We start from the raw sequence: 20,872 nt of genomic DNA, 5'->3' as shown, positions 1-20,872 counted from the left end.
AACTATGAGTCAAATTATTATTATACTAATTGTAGCTAATGTATTAGTATCTCTTAAAGGGTTTAACGATGCTGCTTTTTTTGATCGCTATAAATTTCAGGTTCAAAAAATATTGGGTGGAGAGAAAATACGCATGCTAACTTCTGGTTTTTTACATGTAGATTGGTTGCATTTAGGTTTTAACATGTATGCTTTGTATTTATTTGGAAAAGTGGTTGATTCAAGTTTTGGAACATTAAACTTTATACTAATTTATTTTGTGAGTTTAATCGCGGGAAGTATGTATTCGCTGTATCAGCATAAAAAGGTACCTTACTATAGTGCAGTTGGAGCATCAGGAGGAGTGTCAGGAGTCATATTTTCTTCTATAATGTTGTACCCAGGTATGGAGTTAATTATGTTGCCAATACCAGTTCCAATTCCAGGATATGTTTTTGGTGTTGGGTATTTGTTGTACTCTATTTACGGAATGAAAAATCAAGTGGGAAATATTGGTCATTCAGCACATTTAGGCGGAGCGATAGGTGGTTACTTAATAACATTATTGTTGCGACCAAGTGTGATAACAAATCACACGGTAATGATTGGTGTTATGGCATTAATTATTGCGGGGTTATTTTTCTTTGGAGATAAACTAAAAATGAATAAATAAAAAAACCGAAACATTAGTTTCGGTTTTTTTGAGCGAGAGACCAGGTTCGAACTGGCGACATTCAGCTTGGAAGGCTGACGCTCTACCAACTGAGCTACTCTCGCATTGGTAAAGTTTTTGCAATTACTTGCTATGTTTTAATTAGAGCGGGAGACCAGGTTCGAACTGGCGACATTCAGCTTGGAAGGCTGACGCTCTACCAACTGAGCTACTCCCGCAGTAAAGCGGTTGCAAATATAAGACTGTTTCTAATATCTGCAAAGACTTTTTTAAAAAAAATTAACAAAGAATTTACCTTTTAGACATAACTTTCAGAAAGTGAATAGTATAAGGTTTTAAATATTTTATATGCTGTAAGAGTATTTATAGAGATGAGTATAAAATCTATTTTTTATGTAATAAAATGCACTAAAACCTGTTTCAATATTCTTGCAGTGTATCATAAATTATGATGCTGAACATGATTTAAAAATTTAAAAAGGAACTAATATCTAAATAATCAATTAAAAAAGACTATCTTTGTCGCGTTCAAGTAGAACACCTTAATTATTTCAAGGTAGTATATATTAATTAGTTTTTTGAGTTTATTCTCTTCTTGCCTTTTTTATTTCATTATTCCTTTATTTTTTTTAAGTGTTTATAGCATAATAGCTTTTTGTAACTGTGTAATAACATTATAAAATAGTTATATAAAGGTTCTTCTTTTACACAACATTATATAATAATTTAAAATTTAAGTAAGATGCAAGAAGGCATAGTGAAATTTTTTAACAGCTCAAAAGGATTTGGATTTATTACATCATCAGAATCAGGAGAAGATATTTTTGTACACAACTCAGGGTTAATTGACGATGTTAGAGAGAATGACAAAGTACGTTACGATACCGAACAAGGTAAAAAAGGCTTAAACGCTTTTAATGTAGAAATTGTAGATTAAAGTTGTGGTTAGTTTATAACCTATACATAACTATATAGAAAAGGCTATCTGAAAAGATAGCCTTTTTTTATATTCAATTTTTAAGCGAATCACCTTTTGAAATAAAAGGTAATCCAAACTCAGAACTCAAGAGTAATAAAAGGAATATTGGTTGCGTATTGTGTTTTTAAACTATAGGTTTTAAGATGTGAGAAATCTGAACCAAATAACAAAGACTAAAAGGATAGTAACCCATGAAAAGATATTAAAAAATAGTTGGAAAAAATTGAAAAATCTGTCTTTGTCAGCTAAAGCTGTTCTATATTTTTCATGGAATTTTTTTGATCTACTTATAAGAAAAATTGAACCTTTTCTGATAAAAAAGAAAGAGAATATTAAGAATAAAGTATCTATAATAATTTCATGCATGTGAGCAAAAATATTAAAAATAGAATAAAGTAAAACTGTAGTAAAAAGGATAATAAGTTTGGAGTATCTATAATAAATACTCCAAACTTAGATGATAGTTAAATAACTAATTTAAGATGGTCCTTTTTGAAACTGTAAGTAGTATTATAGGTTTTAAGGACAGGAATGAAACTTCCTTTACATCTTTCTCCATTACCTTTTTTGTCAAATACAGTGAATTTTTCATTAAAAAAACATACGGTATCACCAGGATATAATTTACTCATGATAAAAAAAATAAAATTATTAAGACAATGATAAACATTGAAAAATTAAATAATCATGGTATTGGTAATGTTAGAAAAAAAATATTAAAACAGTAGAATGATAGATGTATCATCTATTAGTAATAATGTTGTTGATATTTGATTTACGATAATAATTTTAAAAAGCTCCGAAGAGCTTTTTAAAATTAACAAATAAGTTTAATATGTTCACAACATTTATGGTTACACATGTTTTCCATATCTGTATAACACAAAGATTCTATACATGGTTCAATAGTTGGGTCACCTAGGTCAACATCTTGGTCTGGAGGATTACCACCTAAAATTATTTTTTGCTCTGATTTGTTTAAGGTTGTACCTAAGTTAGAAATGTTCTTTAACATAATTCGAGTTTTTAAATTTCTCAAATCTAAAAAAAACAAAAAAACAAATTATTGAAAAGCCGTAAAAAAAGTAAGGTAAAATCTTACTTAACTAAAATTAACAAATAACATTAATTATTGATATCCTTTTTTTAAAAGAAATGTAAAAACAATAAAAGCTAAATATGCAATAATCTATAAGATGAAATTTAACTTAATAAACATAGCTTCGTTTTTAATTATAAAGTATGAATAATGAAGCCCATGCTAGTGGGTATTATTAAAGGGGAGGCTAATTATGGTCTTTAATTTATAGTTTCATGAAAAAAAGAACCCACTCAAAAAATTGAGTGGGAAAATTGCTATGAAAAAGAACTTAAGACGTCTCTTAAGTACTACAAAGTTAATTAGAATTTAATAAATAAAAGAATAAAAAGACGTAAAAAAAGTAAGGACAAACCAAAAAAATATTTTTTTTGATTTGTAGCTCTAATAAAAAGTATAGATTTTACGGTTGAAGTATTAAAGGAGGAGAAAAAAAGCGGGAGAACCCGCTTAGTTTTTTAAAAAGGTTGAGGCTGGCATTGAGATTCTGCACAACCAATCCAAATTTCAGAACAGGTATTGTCAGGTAATAAACATTGTTTTTTACCACCGTTAATAAATCGTTGTTCCTTTTTGTTTAACTTAGTTCCTAAGTTTGAAATATTCTTTACCATTATAAAAGTTTTAAGTTTCTCAAACTTAAATTATTTAAAAAAGAACATTAAAAAATAAACCGTAATATAAGTAAGGTTTTATGCTATTTTTTGGGGTGTTTTAATTGTATTCTAATTAAAAAAAAGATTGTTCATCTCTTATAATTTTTAGAAAATGGAAACCATATATTTCAAAGCCTTCGTTATAATAAAATTTATGAGACTTTCTGTTAGCAGTATAAGTGTTTAACTCAACAGCTTCACAGCCTTTGGATTTCGTATAATCATAAATCCATTTAAAAAGTTGTTTGCCAATATTGTTGCCTCTATAAGTTTTATCAACAATCACATGATCTGGCTCTACACTTTTACCGATATAGTGTCTAGTGCTATACCAAAGCCCACATACACCTATAAGCTTATCATCATCAAAAACACCTACACATTCATAGTTTGAATACTCAGCCATTTCTAAAACTCTAGCTTCTAAAATATTTTGTGGCGTAGTAGTATTTGCTTTACGTAAAAGAGGAAGGATTGTAAGAATATCTTCTTTACTAATTAGGTTAAAACTTATATTCATTCTGTATTTTTGGATTAAAGAAATTTAAGATGATAAAAATAAAAAATATATCAGCTCAAGAAACCTATAATATTCGATTAACTGTTTTACGAAATAACATTGACCTACCTTATAAGTTTAAAGAAGATGAGTATGAAAGGAGCTTTCATTTAGGAGCTTTTCACAATAATAAATTGGTAGGTATAGCATCTTTTATACAGAATAAAACTGATGTCATTAAAGGTGAGCAATATCAATTAAGAGGAATGGCAACATTACCAGAGGTCAGAGGGATGGGAGCCGGAAGAATGTTAGTAGAAGAAGCTAAAAGTGTTTTAAAGGGTAAGGATATTATTACTTTATGGTGTAATGCTAGAAAAGAAGCTATTGGTTTTTATAAAAGTATGGGTTTTAGAATAATAGGAGATGAGTTTGAAGTGCGAAAGGTCGGTGTTCATTTTAAAATGTGTATGAAAATATAGGTATAAAAAAAACCCAAATCGAATGATTTGGGTTTTGTAGCGAGGAGCAGATTTGAACTGCCGACCTCAGGGTTATGAATCCTGCGCTCTAACCAACTGAGCTACCTCGCCTGATTGCGGGTGCAAATATAATTACTTTTTAGTTTTAGGCAACAAACATTTAAATTTTTTTTTAAAAAATAATTATATATATTGGCACTTAAAGAAAAAAATAAATGAGCAAAGTTAAATTTGAGTTAGAGTTTCCTATTCATGCATCTCCAAGTATGTTATACCAATATTTTGCAACACCAGCAGGTTTAGAAGAATGGTTTGCAGACAGAGTGAATTCACGAGGAAAGCTTATTACTTTTATTTGGGATGATTCTGAAGAAGAGGCAAAGATTATTACCAAGAAAACAGATGAGCGTATTAAGTTTAAATGGACTGAAAGTGAGGGTGATGATAGTTATTTTGAGTTTAAAATAGAAGTAGATCCATTAACAAAAGATGTTGCTGTAATTGTTACAGATTTTGCTGATGATGAAGACGATGCTGAGGAAGCAAAAATGCTTTGGCAAAATCAAATAGAAGAATTAAAGCATACAATAGGAGCTTAACACACAAGGAGAAAAGAACTAAAAGGTAAACTCGGCAATTTTGTCGAGTTTTTTTGTGGCTAATATTCACCTAAATTGTAAGTTTGCAATTAAAATTTTAAGAAATGGTAAACTTTAATGGAACTTTAATTTCTGATAACGAAGTACAAATTTCAACAAAGAATAGAGCTTTTAAATATGGAGATGCTATTTTTGAAACAATCAAAGTATTAAACGGTAAAGTTGTTTTTGTTGAAGATCATTATTTTAGATTAATGGCATCAATGCGAATGCTTCGTATGAAGATACCTATGAAGTTTACCCTTGAGTTTTTACAAGATGAAATCCTTCAGGTAATAAAGGAATTACCTGAATCTTCTACTTATAGAGTGCGATTAACTGTTTTTAGAAAAGATGGTGGTTTATATACACCCGTTACAAACGAGATAGATTATATTATTGAAGGAACTCCATTAGAATATACAGAAAAAGAGGTGTATAGAATGGATGTTTTTAAAGATTTTTATAATTATTCAGGGTTACTTTCAACAATTAAAACAACAAACAGAATGTTGAATACATTGGCTGCTGTTTTTGCTGAAGAAAATGATTTAGATAACTGTATTTTACTAAATGAACGTAAAGGGGTTGTTGAAGCTATTAACGGAAATATTTTTATAATAAAAGAAGGAGTTATAAAAACACCTGCTTTAACTGAAGGCTGTATTAAAGGAATTATCAGAAAAAAAGTAATTGAAATTATAGAAAAACATCCAGAATATACAATAGAAGAAACAACTATTTCTCCTTTTGAAATTCAAAAAGCAGATGAAGTTTTTATAACCAACGCCATTGTTGGAATTCAGTCAGTTACCAATTATCGTAAAAAAGAGTTTTCAACAGAGATAACAAATAAAATAAAAAGTAGCTTAAAGCTTGCAATAGTAACTAGCTAGGGCTAGTTCATTTGAATATCGCTAGGAGCGTTAGCCCAAATTTTATACTTTCCACCTCGTTGGAGTAACTTGTCTTTCCAAAAATTTCGATCATTGGTGGTCAAAATATTTTCGTAGTCGTTCTCTGCAATAAACCAAGAATTCATTAATAACTCTTCTTCCAGTTGGCTTGTTCCCCAACCAGAATATCCTAAAAAGAAACGAATATCACCAGCCTTTAACTGTTTATTGTTTAATAACTCTTTTAAAAGGTCAAAATCACCCCCCCAGTAAATACCGTTTGCAACTTCAATACTATTAGGAAGCAAGTGTGGAACTTTATGGATAAAATATAAATTATCCTGTTCTACTGGTCCGCCTTGATATACTGTGAAATCACAGTCTATCTCAGGAACTAAATCGCTAAGTACGTGGTCTAAAGGTCTGTTTAAAATAAAACCCACTGAACTTTTTTCATTATGCTCAGTAAGTAAAACAATAGCTCTTTTAAAAGAACTATCATTTAAAATTGCTGGTTCAGCAATTAATAACCTACCTTTTTCCGGTTTAAATGCAACCATATTTTTTTAGTTTATAAACACTAAGGTAAATAAAAAATTAATAAAACTTTAACAAAAGTGTTAAAAAACCTGAGGAAATAGGAAAAAAACGGTAATTACATTTTTTCTAAAACGCTAATAACTTCATTTTTTTTACGAACTGAAACAGGAACCGTTGTTTTGTTTTTTAAAACTAAATAACCACCATCAGATTTTATAAATTCTTTAATAAACTGAATATTAATTAGATGGCTTTGGTGAACTCTTAAGAAATCTAATTCTTTTAACATGTCAGCAAAGTATTTTAGAGTTTTTCCAACCAATATTTTTTGTCCATCATTCATAAAAAACTCAGTGTAATTATTATCCGACTGACAACGGACAATATCATCTAAATTTACCACCATTATCTTATTAGAAGTGTTTAATGATATCTTTTTAGGACGTTGACTCGGTTTTGTAATGGATTGTTGAAGTACTGTTAACTGTTCTTTATCGGGTTTAATTTGATTTTTTGCTTTACTAATAGCATTTGTTAAGTCTTCATTCGAATATGGTTTTAGTACATAATCAATAGCAGCAAACTTAAAAGCTTTAATAGCATACTCGTCACTAGCTGTAACAAAAATAATTTTTGAAGATAGGTTTGGGTGAATTTCTAAAACATCGAAACCTGTACCATCACCTAACATAATATCTAAAAATAAAATATCTGGTTGTTGTTTACGTAAAACTTTTGAAGCCTCAACCACACTTTTAGCAGTGCCAATAATTTCAATTTCTGGATGAAACTGAGTAAGGTCGTTTTGCAACATATTTAAAGCAGTAGGCATGTCATCTACTAAAATTGCAGTAAGTTTTGTCATGTTTTAAAAATCAGTTTTTAAAGGAATTTTAAAAAGTACTTTAGTCCCTATTATTTTCTCTTCATTATATATTTCATTAATAGAAATAGTACTCTTTTTTGAGAGGTTTTGAATTCGCTCTTGTGTAACTTTTAATGCTACTGATTTATGTGAGCTTACTTTTTTTAGTTCTTTCGATTGATGAATTCCAATCCCGTTATCTACTATTTCACAATGTAAAAGGTCTTTCTTTACAGAGAAATTAATCTCAATTTTTCCATTTTCTACAGAAGAAATTCCATGTTTTATACTATTCTCAACAAAAGGTTGTATAAGCATTGGCGGAATTAAAATTTCTTCAGAATCTATGGTAAGGTTTGTAGTTATAGAATACTCAAAGGTGTTTGAGTTCATCTGTTGTTCCAGTTCAATATAGTTTTTTAACGTTGTAATTTCTTCTGCTAAACTAATTTCTTCTTGTCTAGAGTTGTGTAAAACACCACGTAAAAGTGTAGCAAACTTACTAATTGTAGCGTTTAACTCTACAGATTTACCCGAATTACCTAATGCCTTAATTCCGTTTAAAACATTGAAAATAAAATGCGGATTCATCTGTAATTGTAATGCTTTTTGCTCTAGTGATATTAAGTGGTTTTCCAGCTCTAGCTTCGCTACTTTAGTTTTATTCTTAGCTTGAATTCTTCGAATGTATGACCAAATAATGAGAGTTAAAATTAAACAGGCTAATCCAACGCTAGACCAAATGACCCAGCTTTTCTTATAGATAGGTGTGTCGATAAAAAAACTAAACTCAATAGGATCACTTTCTGTTTTTCCAATTCTTGATTGAGCTGAAAATGTATAGTTTCCTGGAGAAAGATAAGCTAAATCAATAGCGTTTTTAGTACTCCAAGGACTGGTTTGATTGTTGAGTGTATAGCGATATTCTAACTTATTTGAGTTGTTTATGTTTATTGTTTTGTAATAAAAAGAAATATGGTTTTTATCAGCAGGAAGCTGCAGGGTTTTGTTGTAGTTATTAATGTTAATACTATCTAAGGTTGTAAAAACAACCTGGATGTTTTCAAAAGAAATAGTTGGCTTTTTTTGTACTGATTTATCACTTTTAATAAAGTAAACTCCTTTATCTTTTGTAGAAACCCATGTGTTATTTTCATTATCTTGAAAAGCACTAGTAATTTCATTGGTGGTTAAGGTGTTATATTTATTAATGTTTTTAACGAAATTAAAATTAGCATCTAGTACTTCAATACCATTATCCTCAGAGATAACCCAAAATTGATTATTGATTTTTTCTATCTTGGTAGCATTTTGTGCAGTGATAGTCTGCGTTTCTACTTTATCGTTTGTAATAAACGTAAGACCATTATTGTAGGTAGTTGCAACGATAGTTTTCCCATTAATTAAAATAGAGGTGTAATTATTTACATCAATTCTTTTTAAAATTTCTGGGTTGATGAGTTTATCGAGTTTCCATAAAGATTTATTCGTAGCTACCCAGTAAAATGTTCCATCAAATAAGATGTCATTTATTTGGTTTAAATCAATTTGAAAATTGGTGCGAAGGGGAGAAAGGTAATCTTCACGAACTCTAACAATACCTTTATCGGTACCTAAGAAAGTATGGTTTTTTACGGTTAAAATGCAGTTAACATTATTACTTTCAAAATTAAAAAATCCACGATGATTCTTTAAACTTAAGCCTTTATCAGTACCAATAAAAATAGTATTTCCTTTTGTAGAAATGGTATTGATGATGTTGGAAGCTAATCCATTTTTTGTGGTAAAAGTTGTAAACTCATTTCCATTAAATTGGATTAGTCCATTGTTAGAAGCTAACCATACATAACCAGTTTTATCTTGAATACCATCGTTTATGTGTAAACTAGGCAATCCGTTATTTTTTGTGTAGGTTTTTAAAGGTTGGTTTTGGGCAGAAACACTTATCAGTCCATAAAAAAAATAACCTAGTAATAAAAAAACAAAATTTTGTATTGAGTGTGTTTGAGTACTCAATACAAAACTGTTTCTCATGGCTGTTTTTGTAATATGATGTTGGGTTTTCATTATAACAAACATACTTAAATTAAACGTCATTACGAAGAGAAGGAGGTTGAAGTAATTACTTTTATTATGAGGTTTCCCTAAGTTCGTAATGACGCTTGTTCAACAATTATTAGTTACTTCATAGCGTATAAACGTTTGTTGTTGGTGTCTGGTTTTACATGTTCTAACTCACCGTAAGGTTTTGTTAAAGGTTTTAAAACACATAGTGCAGAAGATTTACCTTTTATAATTAACTGACTGTTTTTTACAGTATACGTCCATCTGAATTTTTCTACAGGAATAGTTGTTTTCTCAACTTCTTTCATTAAATCTTCTTCACTAGCAATGAAATCCATGATTTCTTCTTGCATTACAAAGTGAGGAATTTCGTTGTCAGAGTTATGATAATCTAATTCTAGATTTACAGGAATACTATAATGAATTGTATAAGGTTCACCTACATAACGCTCTCTTTCATTGTTTAAAGCATCGTACCAAGAAATTTCCTTTTCTTCTGGATATTTTTTAGCGATTTCTTTTGATAAATCTACTTTTCCAGGTGAATTAGCTGTTGGATAAAATACATAGTACGGTTGTGCTAAATAATGGTTTGAAAATTCACCTCCAAAAACATTGTAGTATGGTGATGCAACTACTTGAGGGATTTTACTTTCGGTTATAAAAGCACTTTTTAAAGTGTTTACTAAATCAGTGTTTTCAGCCAATTGATTGGTGTGAAAAATAATTCTAGTATCATCTGTAATAGCTTCATTTTTTACTGAGGGTAATGCACCTTTAGTAATTGTTTTTTGCAACGTTTCAGCGGTTACTTTATCTCCATTAACTACAGTTTCTAAATTCATTGCTCGGAAAGGATTGTTGTTATTTACGATATGAACTTCTCCGTAAGGATTTTCAGTAGCATTGTTGTTCATCCAAGAAATAATTTCTTCTACTGAATACTTGCCATTGATTATTTGGTAGTTTTTTTCTTTAAAATATACTCTGGCACTGTCATAAAAATGATTATTTCCTTTGTCATTCCCTGTAATAAATACTATGGGATTTCTGTATTCCACAACTGATTTTTCAATTGTTTCTTCAGTGGTAGCAATGTTTCCCAGTTCTTGATTTTTATTGTCGCTTTTTGTGTTGTTACAACTTGAAAATACTCCGATTAGTAGTAGTAATCCCATTACTGTACCTACTTTTAAAATGTTTTGTTTCATAGTTTTTTGTTTTAAGGTTAATATAATTATTGTTGTAAAATGATGGTTACATCCTTTCCTAAGTTCATACTAGATGATAGTTTATTTAAAATGTTAGGAAGGTTTCGGTCGTTAATCCACTGACCGTTTTCTTGTTTTTCAACAGAAGCGATTAATCCGCTTGTGTTTATTTGTAATTTTAAACTTGTGTATTTCTCCAAATACATTTTTAGTACTGATGAGTAATTGTTGTTTGACCACATAATTGTTGTTTTTATATGATCAAAATTACCACAGATGTAGAGGCTAATTGGGGGTAAATTAGAATTCGTAGTAGATAAATTAGAATTCGTTGATTTTTATATGAAAGGTAATTAAATGTAGAAAAAATATACCCAATTATCAAGTTACTACTTGACAATTGGGTAATCTAAATATCTTGATTGTATTCTAACAGAGAAATTGTTTTTTATCTTCTAATAACAATCTGTTTTGATTTGATTATTCTTTTTAAAGTGGTCTAAAGATGTGTTTAGTTTATTTGAAGTTATCTGTTCTAATACTTTCTCAACACCTTTTAACATTTTAATAGAGCCACAAATCATAATCGTTCCACCGTTTTGTAAAACAGTAGTAATTATAGTTTCTTTTTTTAATAGCAAATCTTGTACATATTCTTTATCTTGTTCTTGAGAGTAAGCAATATGAATATTGTTTTGCTCCATGTTTTTTAACAAAGGAGTATACATTCTTAGAGACTCTTTAGTTCTACCACCCCAGAATAAATGCGCTTTTGTACCATTTTTATGTTGTAACATTCCTAAAAAAGGAGCAATACCTGTTCCGTTAGCAATTAGGATTACTTCTTTCTTTTTCTTAGGAAAATAGAAGTCTTTATTTTGTTGGATATTTGCTTGAATTGGTTCGTTTTCTTTTAGTTGATAGAGTAGGTTAGAGCATACTCCAAGTTCATGCTTTTTTATACTTAGTATAATATTATTATCTATTTTTCCAACTGAGTACAAGCGTTCAATATTGTCTTTTTTTGGAGTGATAGCTAGTAAATCACCCGAGTTAAAACGAATTTTTTTAGTTGGTTGTAAGCGGACCAAAAAGGAATCATCATTATTTAAATCAGTTTTAGAAACTGTGGTAAAAACTTGTTGTTTTTTATGCTTTTTTATCTCTTGTGTTAGTTCAAACTGTATGCTAGTTTTTTCACTCCATAAATGTCCCCAAGTTTTAAAATCTTGAAACGATTGATTATTGATTTTATAAACAGGTAAAAGTGTTTTAAAGTTTGGGAATTGTTGTAGTGTACTATCTATATCAATAGCAAATTGACAAAAATGAGGATATGCTCTTGAGCCAAAACCAACTACTGAATAGCTTATAGGGTTTTGAATAGTTGTTTGCTGAACTAGCTGTAAGAATTTAGAAGCGTTAGAAGGAGCTTCACCTTCTCCATAAGTTGAAGTTAATATAATTAGATGTTTCGCATTTTTATACGAAGTATAATTGTTTAAGACGTCAATGAAAACGGTTTTACCGTTTTTAATTAAAGCATTGTATAAAGACGAAGCAAAAGGGTAGGTGTTGTTTGTTTCTGAACCTACTAAAATGACGATTTCAGCATTGTCTTTGCTTATTTTATTTTTAGGTAGCGATCTTTTTTGTGTTCTGCTGAAGGTCATCGCAAAGCCTGAATAGATAAAAAACAGGATAGATGTTGAAGCAAGTAACAATACAATTGACCAAATAATAGTTCCGTTTCCTGTATGTAATAATAAACTCCAGTTTAAGAGTATGCTGGTTAACGAAAGGTTTTCTTTACTAATGATAGTTCCTGTATACTGATGAATTAGTAGCTCACTATCGGTTAGTTTTACAAAAAAGTAATCTTCCTCATCTTCAGAAAAAGGAAATTCAACACTTTTTACTTTATTTAAAGTGGTATTTTTAAATGCAGGAAATTCAGCAAGTGTTATTTTTTTATTAGAGGAATCCGAAGAAAAATCGTAAGAGTGTTTAATTTTTTCTGTTGGTAGCACTGAAAACCGATCTAACGATAAATATACCCCTGTCAGCGTGATGATAATAATAGGAATAAGCGTGTAACGACCAATAATAATGTGGTAATACTGTTCAAAATTTTCTTTTACAACTTTAGAAAAAAGCTTTTTAAACCCACCTTGTCTTTTGGTAATAAGTATGAGCCCGGTTACCGCAATTAAACAAAGTAAAAAAGAAATAAAACCAACAATAAACCTTCCTGTAGATTTTAAAAATAAAGACCTGTGTAAGCTCGTAGCAAACTGAAAAATAGATTTCTTTTTTGCAATATCACCTAACTTTTTTCCTGTAGTTGGATTTACATAAAATGTGTCACTTTTTCCTTCTTTAGTAACAACAGAAGCCGATACAAAATCATTTTCGTCAACAGAGATAGAAATTATTTCATCATATTGCTTTTGAAGTTCAGAAATAGTTTCTGCAAGCGTTATTTTTTCAGTATTAGAAATACTATAGTCTGAAAGCTGTTTTGAAATAGGTTCAAAAGCTAAAATAATACCTGTTAATGAAGCAATGAGTAAAAAAAGGAAAGAAGATATAGCCAAGGTTAAGTGGCTATATCTCCATATAGAAGTGGTCATTTTTGTTAGCTATTTCTATTGATAAAATTACTGAGGCATTAAACGGATGTAACGAATAAATCCATTTCCTTCAAATTTACCTTTAAGATTATTGGTAGTTAATTCAAATTCTACATCGTCTTTATAGTATTCTTGATCTTCTACAGCCGATTCAAATCTAATTTTATATCCTTTGTTAATTTTATCGTTATCAATTTTTAAAACGGTAATTGCTCGGTTACCTCCACTAATGGTTGCACCAGTAACAGCATCAATATCTGTACGAACCTTTCCTTGGAATTTCCACCATTCAGTAATATCAGAGTACCATTCTTCATCATCACCTTGAACGTATAATGTTTGTTCGTATTCTCCATTAGGGTTTAATAATGAAATAGCGATGTAAGCACCTTCACCAGTATAATTTTTCATCTGAATCATACATTTATAGGTGGCGCTATCATTTGTATTAAAAGCCATTAATGTTAATACAGTTATAAAAAGAGCTATGATTTTTTTCATTTTATATTGATTTATTTTAAAAAGCTAATATCTATATTTTTCTTGTTTAAGATTTCATTTTCTTTAGCTAAATCGTGTACTGTTTCATCAAAATCAGTAGTAATTGATTTGTTAGCTCCAATGCTTAATAAATATTTTATTACCTCGGTATTATTAGCCTGCATAGCAGCTAAATGTAATGGAGTTAAACCTTCATTGTTTTTAGTATTTACATCAATTTTTAAAGTGTTTACTTTTTTTAGTAAATCGATGCTGTTTTTCTCTACCGCAATATGAAATAAAGTATTGTTATTAGCTTGGAGTTGTGTTAAGTTTAATCCGTTATTAGCTAAAAGACTCATTTTTTCATTAAAATCGTTTACCTTCTTCGGATGATAACTTTTAACTAAATAATAAGCTAAAGAGTTTCCTTTATCATCTTTTACTTGAATATCAGCCTCGTTTTTTACTAAATAATCTACAACAGCTTCTGAGTTGTATTCAACAGCGTACGTAAGTGCTGAATGTCCTTTTTTATTAGTGCGATTAATATTCTTCGTTTTTTCTGATAATAGCTGAACAGCCTCTAAAGAGTTTCTACTAGCTGCAATAATTAAAGGAGCATTCCCATTTGCGTCAACTTGATTAGTATTTACTCCTTTACTAAGAAAATAGTTAAAAGTATTAAGATCTTTGTTTCCACGAGCTAAATTATGTAGTGGTGTTTTTCCGTCTTTATTAGTAATATTAGGGTTGATGCCTAAGTTTTCTAAATATTTAAAAAACTCTAAAGAGTTATAACCACTACGAGAACCTTGTGTAGCTAATAACATAGCATTACCTCCTTTTTTATTTAGGTTTTTATAAGGCAATCCTTTTTTTATCAAAAGGTTTAAAATTTCTTTATTACCTTTTTTAGCACCGTAGTTAAAAGCTCCATTACCATCTTTATCAACACTATGTAGGCTCAACCCTTTTGAAGTAAGGTAGTCAGCAAATGATAAATCTTTTAAACTTGGTAGTACTAATAATAAAGCATTAGCCCCGTGCTCGTCAACATCTTTTTTGATATCAATTCCGTTTTGAATACAAAGCTCATAAATTTCTTTATTTGTTTGTCCTGCATTTGCAGCGAAAGTTAACGGGGATAACTGATGAGAATCTTTTAAATCCATACGAGCATTATTAGCTATCAAATGCTTCATAATTTCAACATTGTTTTTATAAGCGGCCCAAAAAACATAAGTTCTTTTATCGTGTGTAATCTTGTTAACATCATTTCCTTTTTTAGTAAGTAAATGCTTGATTATTTTATTTGGAGCGCTGGCTAAGATAGCGTAGGTAACAGCATCAAACCCGTTTGGGTTTAATGCTGTAGCGCTATTACCTTCTTTTATTTTATCTTCAACAAGTTGAATAGTAGGTTTTCCTTGCCAAAAAGATCTTTCAAAAAATATGTTTTTTGTTTGCGCTTGAATTGCACTAATAAAAAGTACAAGGGCAAATGTTATGTGTTGTTTTTTCATAATAAATTAAAATTTATAACGTAATGTTGAACCAAAACTAGCAGGCTCAATTCTATTGATATAACTTGTACGATAAGCATTATAGCCTACTTCGTCAAAGATATTATTTCCAAATACATCAATACTTAAGTTCTCATTGAATTTGTAAGAAGCTTGTACATTAACTGTAGTGTATGAATTTAAATCGAAAGGCTTTGTATCAGGAATAACCCCTGTATGTGTATAGTTTCTAGACCATACATTGTGCGGACGTTCTCCCAAGTAATAAGCTCCAGCACCGATAGATAAACCATCTAAAGATTTTTTAAATGCATAACGTGCCCAGAAGTTAGCTGTATGCTTTGGCGTGTTCATTGGACGAGAGTTGTAATAATATGATGCATGATCTTTGTATTTAGCATCTAAATAAGAATAACCTCCAATAATTTCTAAATTAGGAAGTAAGCGACCTATTAATTCTACTTCTACACCATTTCTTACATCATCACCTCCTTGCGTATAATAACCTAAACTATTACCAGCATTGTCATAAACAGGTAAGTTTAAATTTTTACTTGAGGTATAAAATGTAGTAACATTAAAACGTAAAGCATTGTTGAACCATGTAGATTTAATCCCTGTTTCTATTTGATCCCAACGCTCTGTACCTAATTCGTTACCGTCAACATCCGTATAAAAAGAAGTTCTAGGATCTGAGCTACTGGCATATGAACCAAAAAGAATAATATTTTCATTAGGTTTTAGGTTAAAACCTAATAATGGATTAAAAGCATCATCACTTTTAGATTCGCCTAAAGGTCCACCTATAAAGCTACCTCTAGTTCTTTTCATAGTGGTATAACGTAACCCTAAGAAAATATCAGCCCAATCAGTAAGGCTAATTTTATCTTGAATAGTAATTCCATATGATTCTGTTCTTGATCCTGAATCTCTTGCAGGATTTCGTGTAATGTTAATTCCGTTAGGAAGTGTGTTATCTATAGGTTGTAATACATCTATAATATCTGCGTATTGATTGTTTGAGGCATACTGTGTAGCATAGGCTATATTATCAAATTCTGAGGTTCTAAAATCTGCACCAATTTGAAAAGTATGTTTTAAAAAACCTGTTTCTACATCTTTTCCTACCAAATCTAATTGTAATACACTATTATTATCTTTTCTACTAGAAGCATAGTATTCTCTATAACGTTGGTTGTCTGGTAAAACAGGTAACCCGTTTCTTGAACTTCCTTGAAAAGCGTAAGAGGTTTCAGTATCAATATCTAAATCAGAAACAAAATACCCTGCTTTTAAAGTTAACTTTTCAGTTAACTTTCTATCTGCTCTAATAGCATAAGTTAGGTTTTTGGTAGTAGCATTATCAGAATCATAGCCCATAAAGTTACTGTTAGGTAATTTATAAATATTGTTTACATCGTAAGCTCCTAAGTTAAGAGTTCCTTGATCTGGAGTTCTGCTATCATGCATATAATCCATTTCTAATGTAATAGTAGTTTTTTCGTCTGGTCTCCAAGCGTATGAAGGGTTTACGTAAAAACGTTCAGAACCAATGTGGTCTCTAAAACTATCTGCTTTATCATAAGAACCAGCAATTCTGAAGGCGTGTTTTTTATTAGTATCAATAGGTCCATAAACATCAAAAGTAGGACGTAGTTTTCCGAAGCTTCCTGCTCTAAAAGTAACCTCACCACCTGTATAAAATTTAGGAGTTTTGGTAACTACATTAATCACTCCACCGGCAGAACCTAAATCACCGCCTAAACCTTGGCTAATGGCAGAAATTCCTTTTAATACTTGAATGTTGTCAACACCAGCCATATCGGTAATAACTCCAGTTCCTCTAAAATCAGAATTAATACGAACACCATTTTTAAGTAACGGAATCCCTCTAAAACCTCTTAATGACATACTTTCTTTGGTGTTTCCGTAGGTAGCAAAGGTATATACACCAGCTACATTTTTGGTAACATCACTAAGGCTTAAGGCATTTTGTTGATCGATAAGTTTGTGTGATAATACTGAAATACTTTGTAATTGCTCATTAGGAGCTAAAGGTAATCTTGTAAGCGTTTCTAGTTTCTCAGCTCTTTTGTCTCTTGCTCCAAAAAGTTCAACTTCATCAAGTTGAGTATCTGATTTTAAAATAAAAACTAAATTTTTAATGTCTCCTTTTACCACAATTTTTTGTGATGACTGAATGAATCCTACAGCACTTACAATAAGCTTATGATTAGAATGTGGAACATTTGTTATAGTAAAAAGACCATTTTCATTGGTTTCGGCTCCTAATTTAGTTCCTTTAATAAATACATTCGCATAAGGAATAGTTTCATTGTTTTCTGATTTTACAACTCCTTGTAGAGTTGCTTGACTATACATTGTTTGAATACAACTACATAAAAGTAGTACGGTTGCAATAATTCTCATTTTTTTCCTCTTTGAGAGATTTGTTTTTAAAATATTTAATTTTTCGTTTAGGTATAACTATAAAATGCTTTGAAGCACTTTTATTTTTTTACAAAAGATTCTATTGTTTCATTTATTTGTTGCTCTTCTGAAGTTTTTTCTGAAAATAAATGTTTATATAAAGGTTTGTTATTTACTTTAGTCTCTAAAGAAAGGTTAGTATTTCTTCCATAAACCTCATCCCACTTATTTCTAACTTTTTGCCATTTCGTACTGTTTTTTTTCCACCAATCTTTTGCAGCTTTACATTTGCTATCAGCTACTTTTACGTACGTGTTATATCCTTTTTCATGAGCTATAACAATATCTTTTTTACCTTCTTCTCTTATAATTTTTTTGTTATCTTGATCATGTAACCAACCGTAGTTTGTGATTTCATGACGGTTACCTCTTTCAGTTACATTATAATCGCTCCTTTTTGTGTATTCTCTTCTTGGTAAAGGCGCATCTGTAGTATTTTCCCAATAGCTTTTTCCGTCTACATGAACCCAAGTGGCAGAACCTTCATATCGTGGACTATCATCTACTTGATATACCTTTTGAGTCCATTGTTTTTTTACTTCTGATTTTGGTTTGTTTTCATATAACCAATTGTTATTGCCATTGAACATATAAAAATCAGTGTTTTCGTACAGCCAATCTTGTCTCCAATGTTTTACAATATGAGGATTTGCAGGATTTCCTACCTGTAGTAAGTGTTGAATTGAAATTTTATCATTTTCATCAACAATTAATTCAGCCCACTCTAAAGCTTTATCAGTTTTTGTTTTGGAAGGTTTATAAAGAGAGTCTTTACTGTTATTAAATGTTTCAGCAAAGTTGAAAGTAACTTCATAACAGCCACACATTTTTTTTATAGCAGCTCTATCTTTTTTCTTTTTGTTTTGAGCGTTAACTGTAAGTGCAGATAGTATTAATAAACTACCTAATAGTATTTTTTTCATCGTGAGTTTTGTTTGAATTTATTTTCTGACAAAAATATAACTTTTATTTAGATTGGTTAAAAATAAAGAATATATTTGCAGAAAAATTATTAAGAATGTTTCTAAATAATAGAATTGTTTTTTTGTTAATGCTTTTAGCGTGTCAAGTCTTTTCACAAGAAAAAGAAGAGGTAAGACGTGACAGTATTCATTATAATAAATTGGATGAGGTTGTTATAACAGGGCAGTACAATCCTAAATCGATTAAAAAATCGGTATATAATGTAACTATTATAGATAAAAAGCAAATAGAAAGTCAAGCAGCTAATAATTTAGCGGATGTATTAAATTTTAAACTAAACTTAACAGTTGTTCCAAACTCTCAATCAGGTAAATCAACTATCTCAATGTTTGGTCTAGATTCTCAATACTTTAATATTTTAATAGATAACGTTCCGTTAGTTAGCGATAATGGAATTGGAAATAACATTGATTTAACTCAAATAAATTTAGATGATGTTGAGCGTATAGAATTGGTGGAAGGAGCTATGGGAGTTGAGTACGGAGCTAATTCGGTATCGGGAGTAATTAATATTATAACAAAAAAATCATCTCAAAATAAATGGAATATTCAAGCGGCAATACAAGAAGAAACTGTAAGTAATGAGTATGCTTTATTTAACGAAGGAAAACATATACAGAGTGTTAATGTAGCTCATAATTTTTCTGAAAACTGGTTTGGTAAAGTGAGTTTTAATAGAACAGATTTTACAGGTTTTTTAGATGATAGAAAAGGAAGAGATTATTATAATAATGATTCATTAAGAGGTTATAGTTGGTTACCAAAAGAACAGGTAAATGCGACTGGTTTTTTGAATTATAAAAAAGAACAATTTAATTTAAGTTATAAGTTCAATTATTACAGTGATAATGTGAATTTTTATAACCCAAAAGTTGATGATAATATTGATGTGGGCTCACAAACTAGTAATCCGTTTGCATTGGACCGCATTTTCAAAACAGAAAGGTTTGTAAACAATATTAATTTAAAAGGAGTTTTAGCATCAGGGAGCCCTTATTCTTTATCCGCTTCCTATCAAACACAAAAACGACGCTTAAATAAATTTACTTATTTTATTTTATCTGGAAATAAAACAAATGAGGAGGATAAAGTATATCAATCAAGCAATGTTTTATTTTCAAAAGGGACTATCTCAAACTTTATAAAAAGTAATCGTCATAATTTTCAGTTGGGTTATGAAGCTCGTTATATAAAAGGGTTTGATACACAGGCTTCGGGAGAAGTTACTCAGCAAGATAAAACACGTACTCAAGGTAACTATGCTTTATTTGGGTCTTCTGAAATAAAATTTTCAGATGCCTTAATGGTTCGCCCTGGATTAAGATATGAATATAACTCTTTATTTCATTCTAAACTACAAGGCTCTTTAAGTGCTCGTTATTTATTAAAAAATGGATTTGAGCTTAGAGGGAATATAGGTACTTCGTATAGAACTCCAAGTTTTCAAGAACTATATTATTATTTTGTTGATTCTAATCATGATGTAAGAGGAAATGAAAATTTAAATCCAGAAAATGGGTATTCTGCTTCCATTAACTTAAAAAAAAGAAGTTGGTTTGATAATTCTAATATAGCATTGTTAAATAGTTTAAAAATTGACTATTTAAATGTGAAAGATAAAATAGACCTAGCAATTGTTAATTCGTCACCTCTGCAATATCAATACATAAATATTGATGCTTATAGGCTATGGGGAGTTTCTTCAAGAAATACAATAAAAGCAAATAATTGGTCCTTTAATCTAGGTGCTAATTTACAAGGTATAGCTCAGGTAGCTAACAATGAAATAAATGCAGAAAATGACTTTTTGTATTCATTTCAATTAACTACGAGTGCTAGCTATGAAATAAAAAATTGGGATACAGTAATAACTTTATTATTAAAGCATAACGGAGAACAACAAAACTATATAGCTTCAGGTACAGATGAAAATAAAAATTCAGTTTTCACAAAAACAACTACACAGGCATATAATTGGTTAGATGCTTCTGTGCAAAAATCATTTTTAAACAAAAAACTACAAGCAACAATAGGAGCCCGAAATTTATTTGATGTTACCAGTGTTAATGTAAGTAACGCAGCTACAACAGGTGCACACGCAACAAACAATAACTCTCTATTGTTAGGCTATGGTCGCTCATACTATTTAAAACTATTATATAATATTAAATTTTAAAA

19 protein-coding genes and 3 tRNA genes are annotated in these 20,872 nt (G+C 30.0%); 6 read left to right on the top strand and 16 right to left on the bottom strand.

The annotated features are described in order from the left end of the window. Nucleotides 1-4 precede the first annotated feature (4 nt). Nucleotides 5-652, top strand: a complete 648-nt coding sequence (locus tag C7448_RS08655) for a rhomboid family intramembrane serine protease (RefSeq protein WP_211321901.1) — start codon at nucleotides 5-7, stop codon at nucleotides 650-652. 31 nt (nucleotides 653-683) lie between these two features. On the opposite strand, the gene C7448_RS08650 is transcribed toward C7448_RS08655, so the two are convergent. Both C7448_RS08650 and C7448_RS08645 read right to left on the bottom strand, forming a co-directional pair. Next, a tRNA-Gly gene (locus tag C7448_RS08650) sits at nucleotides 684-756 on the bottom strand. A 41-nt stretch (nucleotides 757-797) separates the two neighbouring features. Beyond that, nucleotides 798-870: transfer RNA gene (locus C7448_RS08645), tRNA-Gly, on the bottom strand. Nucleotides 871-1,394: 524 nt separating this feature from the next. Here C7448_RS08645 and C7448_RS08640 point away from each other — a divergent pair. Continuing rightward, a complete protein-coding gene (locus tag C7448_RS08640; protein ID WP_115900959.1) occupies nucleotides 1,395-1,589 on the top strand; it encodes a cold-shock protein in 195 nt (64 codons plus the stop codon). An 859-nt stretch (nucleotides 1,590-2,448) separates the two neighbouring features. Here the strand turns inward: C7448_RS08640 and C7448_RS08630 are convergent. The 3 genes from C7448_RS08630 to C7448_RS08625 form a co-directional block, all read right to left on the bottom strand. Continuing rightward, entirely contained in the window at nucleotides 2,449-2,646 is a 198-nt protein-coding gene (locus C7448_RS08630) for a hypothetical protein (RefSeq protein ID WP_147300514.1), read from the bottom strand. A gap of 542 nt (nucleotides 2,647-3,188) precedes the next feature. Continuing rightward, nucleotides 3,189-3,344, bottom strand: a complete 156-nt coding sequence (locus tag C7448_RS15825) for a hypothetical protein (protein WP_170137021.1) — start codon at nucleotides 3,342-3,344, stop codon at nucleotides 3,189-3,191. Between the two features lie 115 nt (nucleotides 3,345-3,459). Next, entirely contained in the window at nucleotides 3,460-3,906 is a 447-nt protein-coding gene (locus C7448_RS08625) for a GNAT family N-acetyltransferase (RefSeq protein ID WP_115900956.1), read from the bottom strand. Between the two features lie 29 nt (nucleotides 3,907-3,935). Between C7448_RS08625 and C7448_RS08620 the strand changes: the two genes are divergently transcribed. Beyond that, a complete protein-coding gene (locus tag C7448_RS08620) occupies nucleotides 3,936-4,367 on the top strand; it encodes a GNAT family N-acetyltransferase (RefSeq protein WP_115900955.1) in 432 nt (143 codons plus the stop codon). Between the two features lie 37 nt (nucleotides 4,368-4,404). Here the strand turns inward: C7448_RS08620 and C7448_RS08615 are convergent. Continuing rightward, nucleotides 4,405-4,478, bottom strand: a tRNA-Met gene (locus C7448_RS08615). A 104-nt stretch (nucleotides 4,479-4,582) separates the two neighbouring features. On the opposite strand from C7448_RS08615, the gene C7448_RS08610 reads away from it, so the two are divergent. Next, complete coding sequence (locus C7448_RS08610) at nucleotides 4,583-4,966, top strand: START-like domain-containing protein (RefSeq protein ID WP_115900954.1); 384 nt, start codon at nucleotides 4,583-4,585, stop codon at nucleotides 4,964-4,966. Nucleotides 4,967-5,070: 104 nt separating this feature from the next. Continuing rightward, complete coding sequence (locus tag C7448_RS08605; RefSeq protein WP_115900953.1) at nucleotides 5,071-5,901, top strand: aminotransferase class IV; 831 nt, start codon at nucleotides 5,071-5,073, stop codon at nucleotides 5,899-5,901. 2 nt (nucleotides 5,902-5,903) lie between these two features. Here C7448_RS08605 and C7448_RS08600 read toward each other — a convergent pair whose 3' ends face one another. The 10 genes from C7448_RS08600 to C7448_RS08555 form a co-directional block, all read right to left on the bottom strand. Continuing rightward, nucleotides 5,904-6,461, bottom strand: coding sequence for a YqgE/AlgH family protein (locus C7448_RS08600; RefSeq protein ID WP_115900952.1), 558 nt, complete (start codon nucleotides 6,459-6,461; stop codon nucleotides 5,904-5,906). A gap of 95 nt (nucleotides 6,462-6,556) precedes the next feature. Continuing rightward, nucleotides 6,557-7,306 carry a LytR/AlgR family response regulator transcription factor gene (locus C7448_RS08595; protein WP_115900951.1) on the bottom strand — a complete coding sequence of 250 codons (750 nt, stop codon included), beginning with the start codon at nucleotides 7,304-7,306 and terminating at the stop codon, nucleotides 6,557-6,559. Between the two features lie 3 nt (nucleotides 7,307-7,309). Then, nucleotides 7,310-9,373, bottom strand: a complete 2,064-nt coding sequence (locus C7448_RS08590) for a sensor histidine kinase (protein ID WP_170137020.1) — start codon at nucleotides 9,371-9,373, stop codon at nucleotides 7,310-7,312. A 113-nt stretch (nucleotides 9,374-9,486) separates the two neighbouring features. Continuing rightward, a complete protein-coding gene (locus C7448_RS08585; protein ID WP_115900949.1) occupies nucleotides 9,487-10,581 on the bottom strand; it encodes a hypothetical protein in 1,095 nt (364 codons plus the stop codon). Between the two features lie 26 nt (nucleotides 10,582-10,607). Beyond that, a complete protein-coding gene (locus C7448_RS08580; protein WP_099213850.1) occupies nucleotides 10,608-10,823 on the bottom strand; it encodes a hypothetical protein in 216 nt (71 codons plus the stop codon). 213 nt (nucleotides 10,824-11,036) lie between these two features. Next, nucleotides 11,037-13,214, bottom strand: a complete 2,178-nt coding sequence (locus C7448_RS08575; RefSeq protein ID WP_115900948.1) for a PepSY domain-containing protein — start codon at nucleotides 13,212-13,214, stop codon at nucleotides 11,037-11,039. A 27-nt stretch (nucleotides 13,215-13,241) separates the two neighbouring features. Continuing rightward, complete coding sequence (locus C7448_RS08570; RefSeq protein ID WP_211321900.1) at nucleotides 13,242-13,715, bottom strand: DUF2271 domain-containing protein; 474 nt, start codon at nucleotides 13,713-13,715, stop codon at nucleotides 13,242-13,244. 11 nt (nucleotides 13,716-13,726) lie between these two features. Next, the gene (locus C7448_RS08565) at nucleotides 13,727-15,220 is read right to left on the bottom strand and encodes an ankyrin repeat domain-containing protein (RefSeq protein WP_115900946.1); all 1,494 of its coding nucleotides are present in this window, start codon (nucleotides 15,218-15,220) and stop codon (nucleotides 13,727-13,729) included. A gap of 6 nt (nucleotides 15,221-15,226) precedes the next feature. Continuing rightward, nucleotides 15,227-17,650, bottom strand: a complete 2,424-nt coding sequence (locus tag C7448_RS08560; protein ID WP_115900945.1) for a TonB-dependent receptor — start codon at nucleotides 17,648-17,650, stop codon at nucleotides 15,227-15,229. An 80-nt stretch (nucleotides 17,651-17,730) separates the two neighbouring features. Next, nucleotides 17,731-18,633, bottom strand: a complete 903-nt coding sequence (locus tag C7448_RS08555) for a DUF6607 family protein (RefSeq protein WP_115900944.1) — start codon at nucleotides 18,631-18,633, stop codon at nucleotides 17,731-17,733. A gap of 95 nt (nucleotides 18,634-18,728) precedes the next feature. Here C7448_RS08555 and C7448_RS08550 point away from each other — a divergent pair, with 95 nt between their 5' ends. Then, a complete protein-coding gene (locus C7448_RS08550) occupies nucleotides 18,729-20,870 on the top strand; it encodes a TonB-dependent receptor plug domain-containing protein (protein WP_115900943.1) in 2,142 nt (713 codons plus the stop codon). Nucleotides 20,871-20,872 lie beyond the last annotated feature (2 nt).

Origin of the sequence: Tenacibaculum gallaicum, from assembly GCF_003387615.1 — a bacterium.
Lineage (GTDB): Bacteria > Bacteroidota > Bacteroidia > Flavobacteriales > Flavobacteriaceae > Polaribacter > Polaribacter gallaicus.
This window is presented reverse-complemented; position numbering and strand designations above follow the sequence as displayed.

What these genes read in the sequence shown, in the direction of transcription:
- C7448_RS08595 (WP_115900951.1), bottom strand. Translation starts at nt 7,306, where the DNA reads ATGACAAAACTTACTGCAATTTTAGTAGATGACATGCCTACTGCTTTA.
- C7448_RS08585 (WP_115900949.1), bottom strand. Translation starts at nt 10,581, where the DNA reads ATGAAACAAAACATTTTAAAAGTAGGTACAGTAATGGGATTACTACTA.
- C7448_RS08625 (WP_115900956.1), bottom strand. Translation starts at nt 3,906, where the DNA reads ATGAATATAAGTTTTAACCTAATTAGTAAAGAAGATATTCTTACAATC.
- C7448_RS08655 (WP_211321901.1), top strand. Translation starts at nt 5, where the DNA reads ATGAGTCAAATTATTATTATACTAATTGTAGCTAATGTATTAGTATCT.
- C7448_RS08640 (WP_115900959.1), top strand. Translation starts at nt 1,395, where the DNA reads ATGCAAGAAGGCATAGTGAAATTTTTTAACAGCTCAAAAGGATTTGGA.
- C7448_RS15825 (WP_170137021.1), bottom strand. Translation starts at nt 3,344, where the DNA reads ATGGTAAAGAATATTTCAAACTTAGGAACTAAGTTAAACAAAAAGGAA.
- C7448_RS08605 (WP_115900953.1), top strand. Translation starts at nt 5,071, where the DNA reads ATGGTAAACTTTAATGGAACTTTAATTTCTGATAACGAAGTACAAATT.
- C7448_RS08560 (WP_115900945.1), bottom strand. Translation starts at nt 17,650, where the DNA reads ATGAGAATTATTGCAACCGTACTACTTTTATGTAGTTGTATTCAAACA.
- C7448_RS08630 (WP_147300514.1), bottom strand. Translation starts at nt 2,646, where the DNA reads ATGTTAAAGAACATTTCTAACTTAGGTACAACCTTAAACAAATCAGAG.
- C7448_RS08570 (WP_211321900.1), bottom strand. Translation starts at nt 13,715, where the DNA reads ATGAAAAAAATCATAGCTCTTTTTATAACTGTATTAACATTAATGGCT.
- C7448_RS08550 (WP_115900943.1), top strand. Translation starts at nt 18,729, where the DNA reads ATGTTTCTAAATAATAGAATTGTTTTTTTGTTAATGCTTTTAGCGTGT.
- C7448_RS08620 (WP_115900955.1), top strand. Translation starts at nt 3,936, where the DNA reads ATGATAAAAATAAAAAATATATCAGCTCAAGAAACCTATAATATTCGA.
- C7448_RS08575 (WP_115900948.1), bottom strand. Translation starts at nt 13,214, where the DNA reads ATGACCACTTCTATATGGAGATATAGCCACTTAACCTTGGCTATATCT.
- C7448_RS08610 (WP_115900954.1), top strand. Translation starts at nt 4,583, where the DNA reads ATGAGCAAAGTTAAATTTGAGTTAGAGTTTCCTATTCATGCATCTCCA.
- C7448_RS08555 (WP_115900944.1), bottom strand. Translation starts at nt 18,633, where the DNA reads ATGAAAAAAATACTATTAGGTAGTTTATTAATACTATCTGCACTTACA.
- C7448_RS08600 (WP_115900952.1), bottom strand. Translation starts at nt 6,461, where the DNA reads ATGGTTGCATTTAAACCGGAAAAAGGTAGGTTATTAATTGCTGAACCA.
- C7448_RS08580 (WP_099213850.1), bottom strand. Translation starts at nt 10,823, where the DNA reads ATGTGGTCAAACAACAATTACTCATCAGTACTAAAAATGTATTTGGAG.
- C7448_RS08565 (WP_115900946.1), bottom strand. Translation starts at nt 15,220, where the DNA reads ATGAAAAAACAACACATAACATTTGCCCTTGTACTTTTTATTAGTGCA.
- C7448_RS08590 (WP_170137020.1), bottom strand. Translation starts at nt 9,373, where the DNA reads ATGAAAACCCAACATCATATTACAAAAACAGCCATGAGAAACAGTTTT.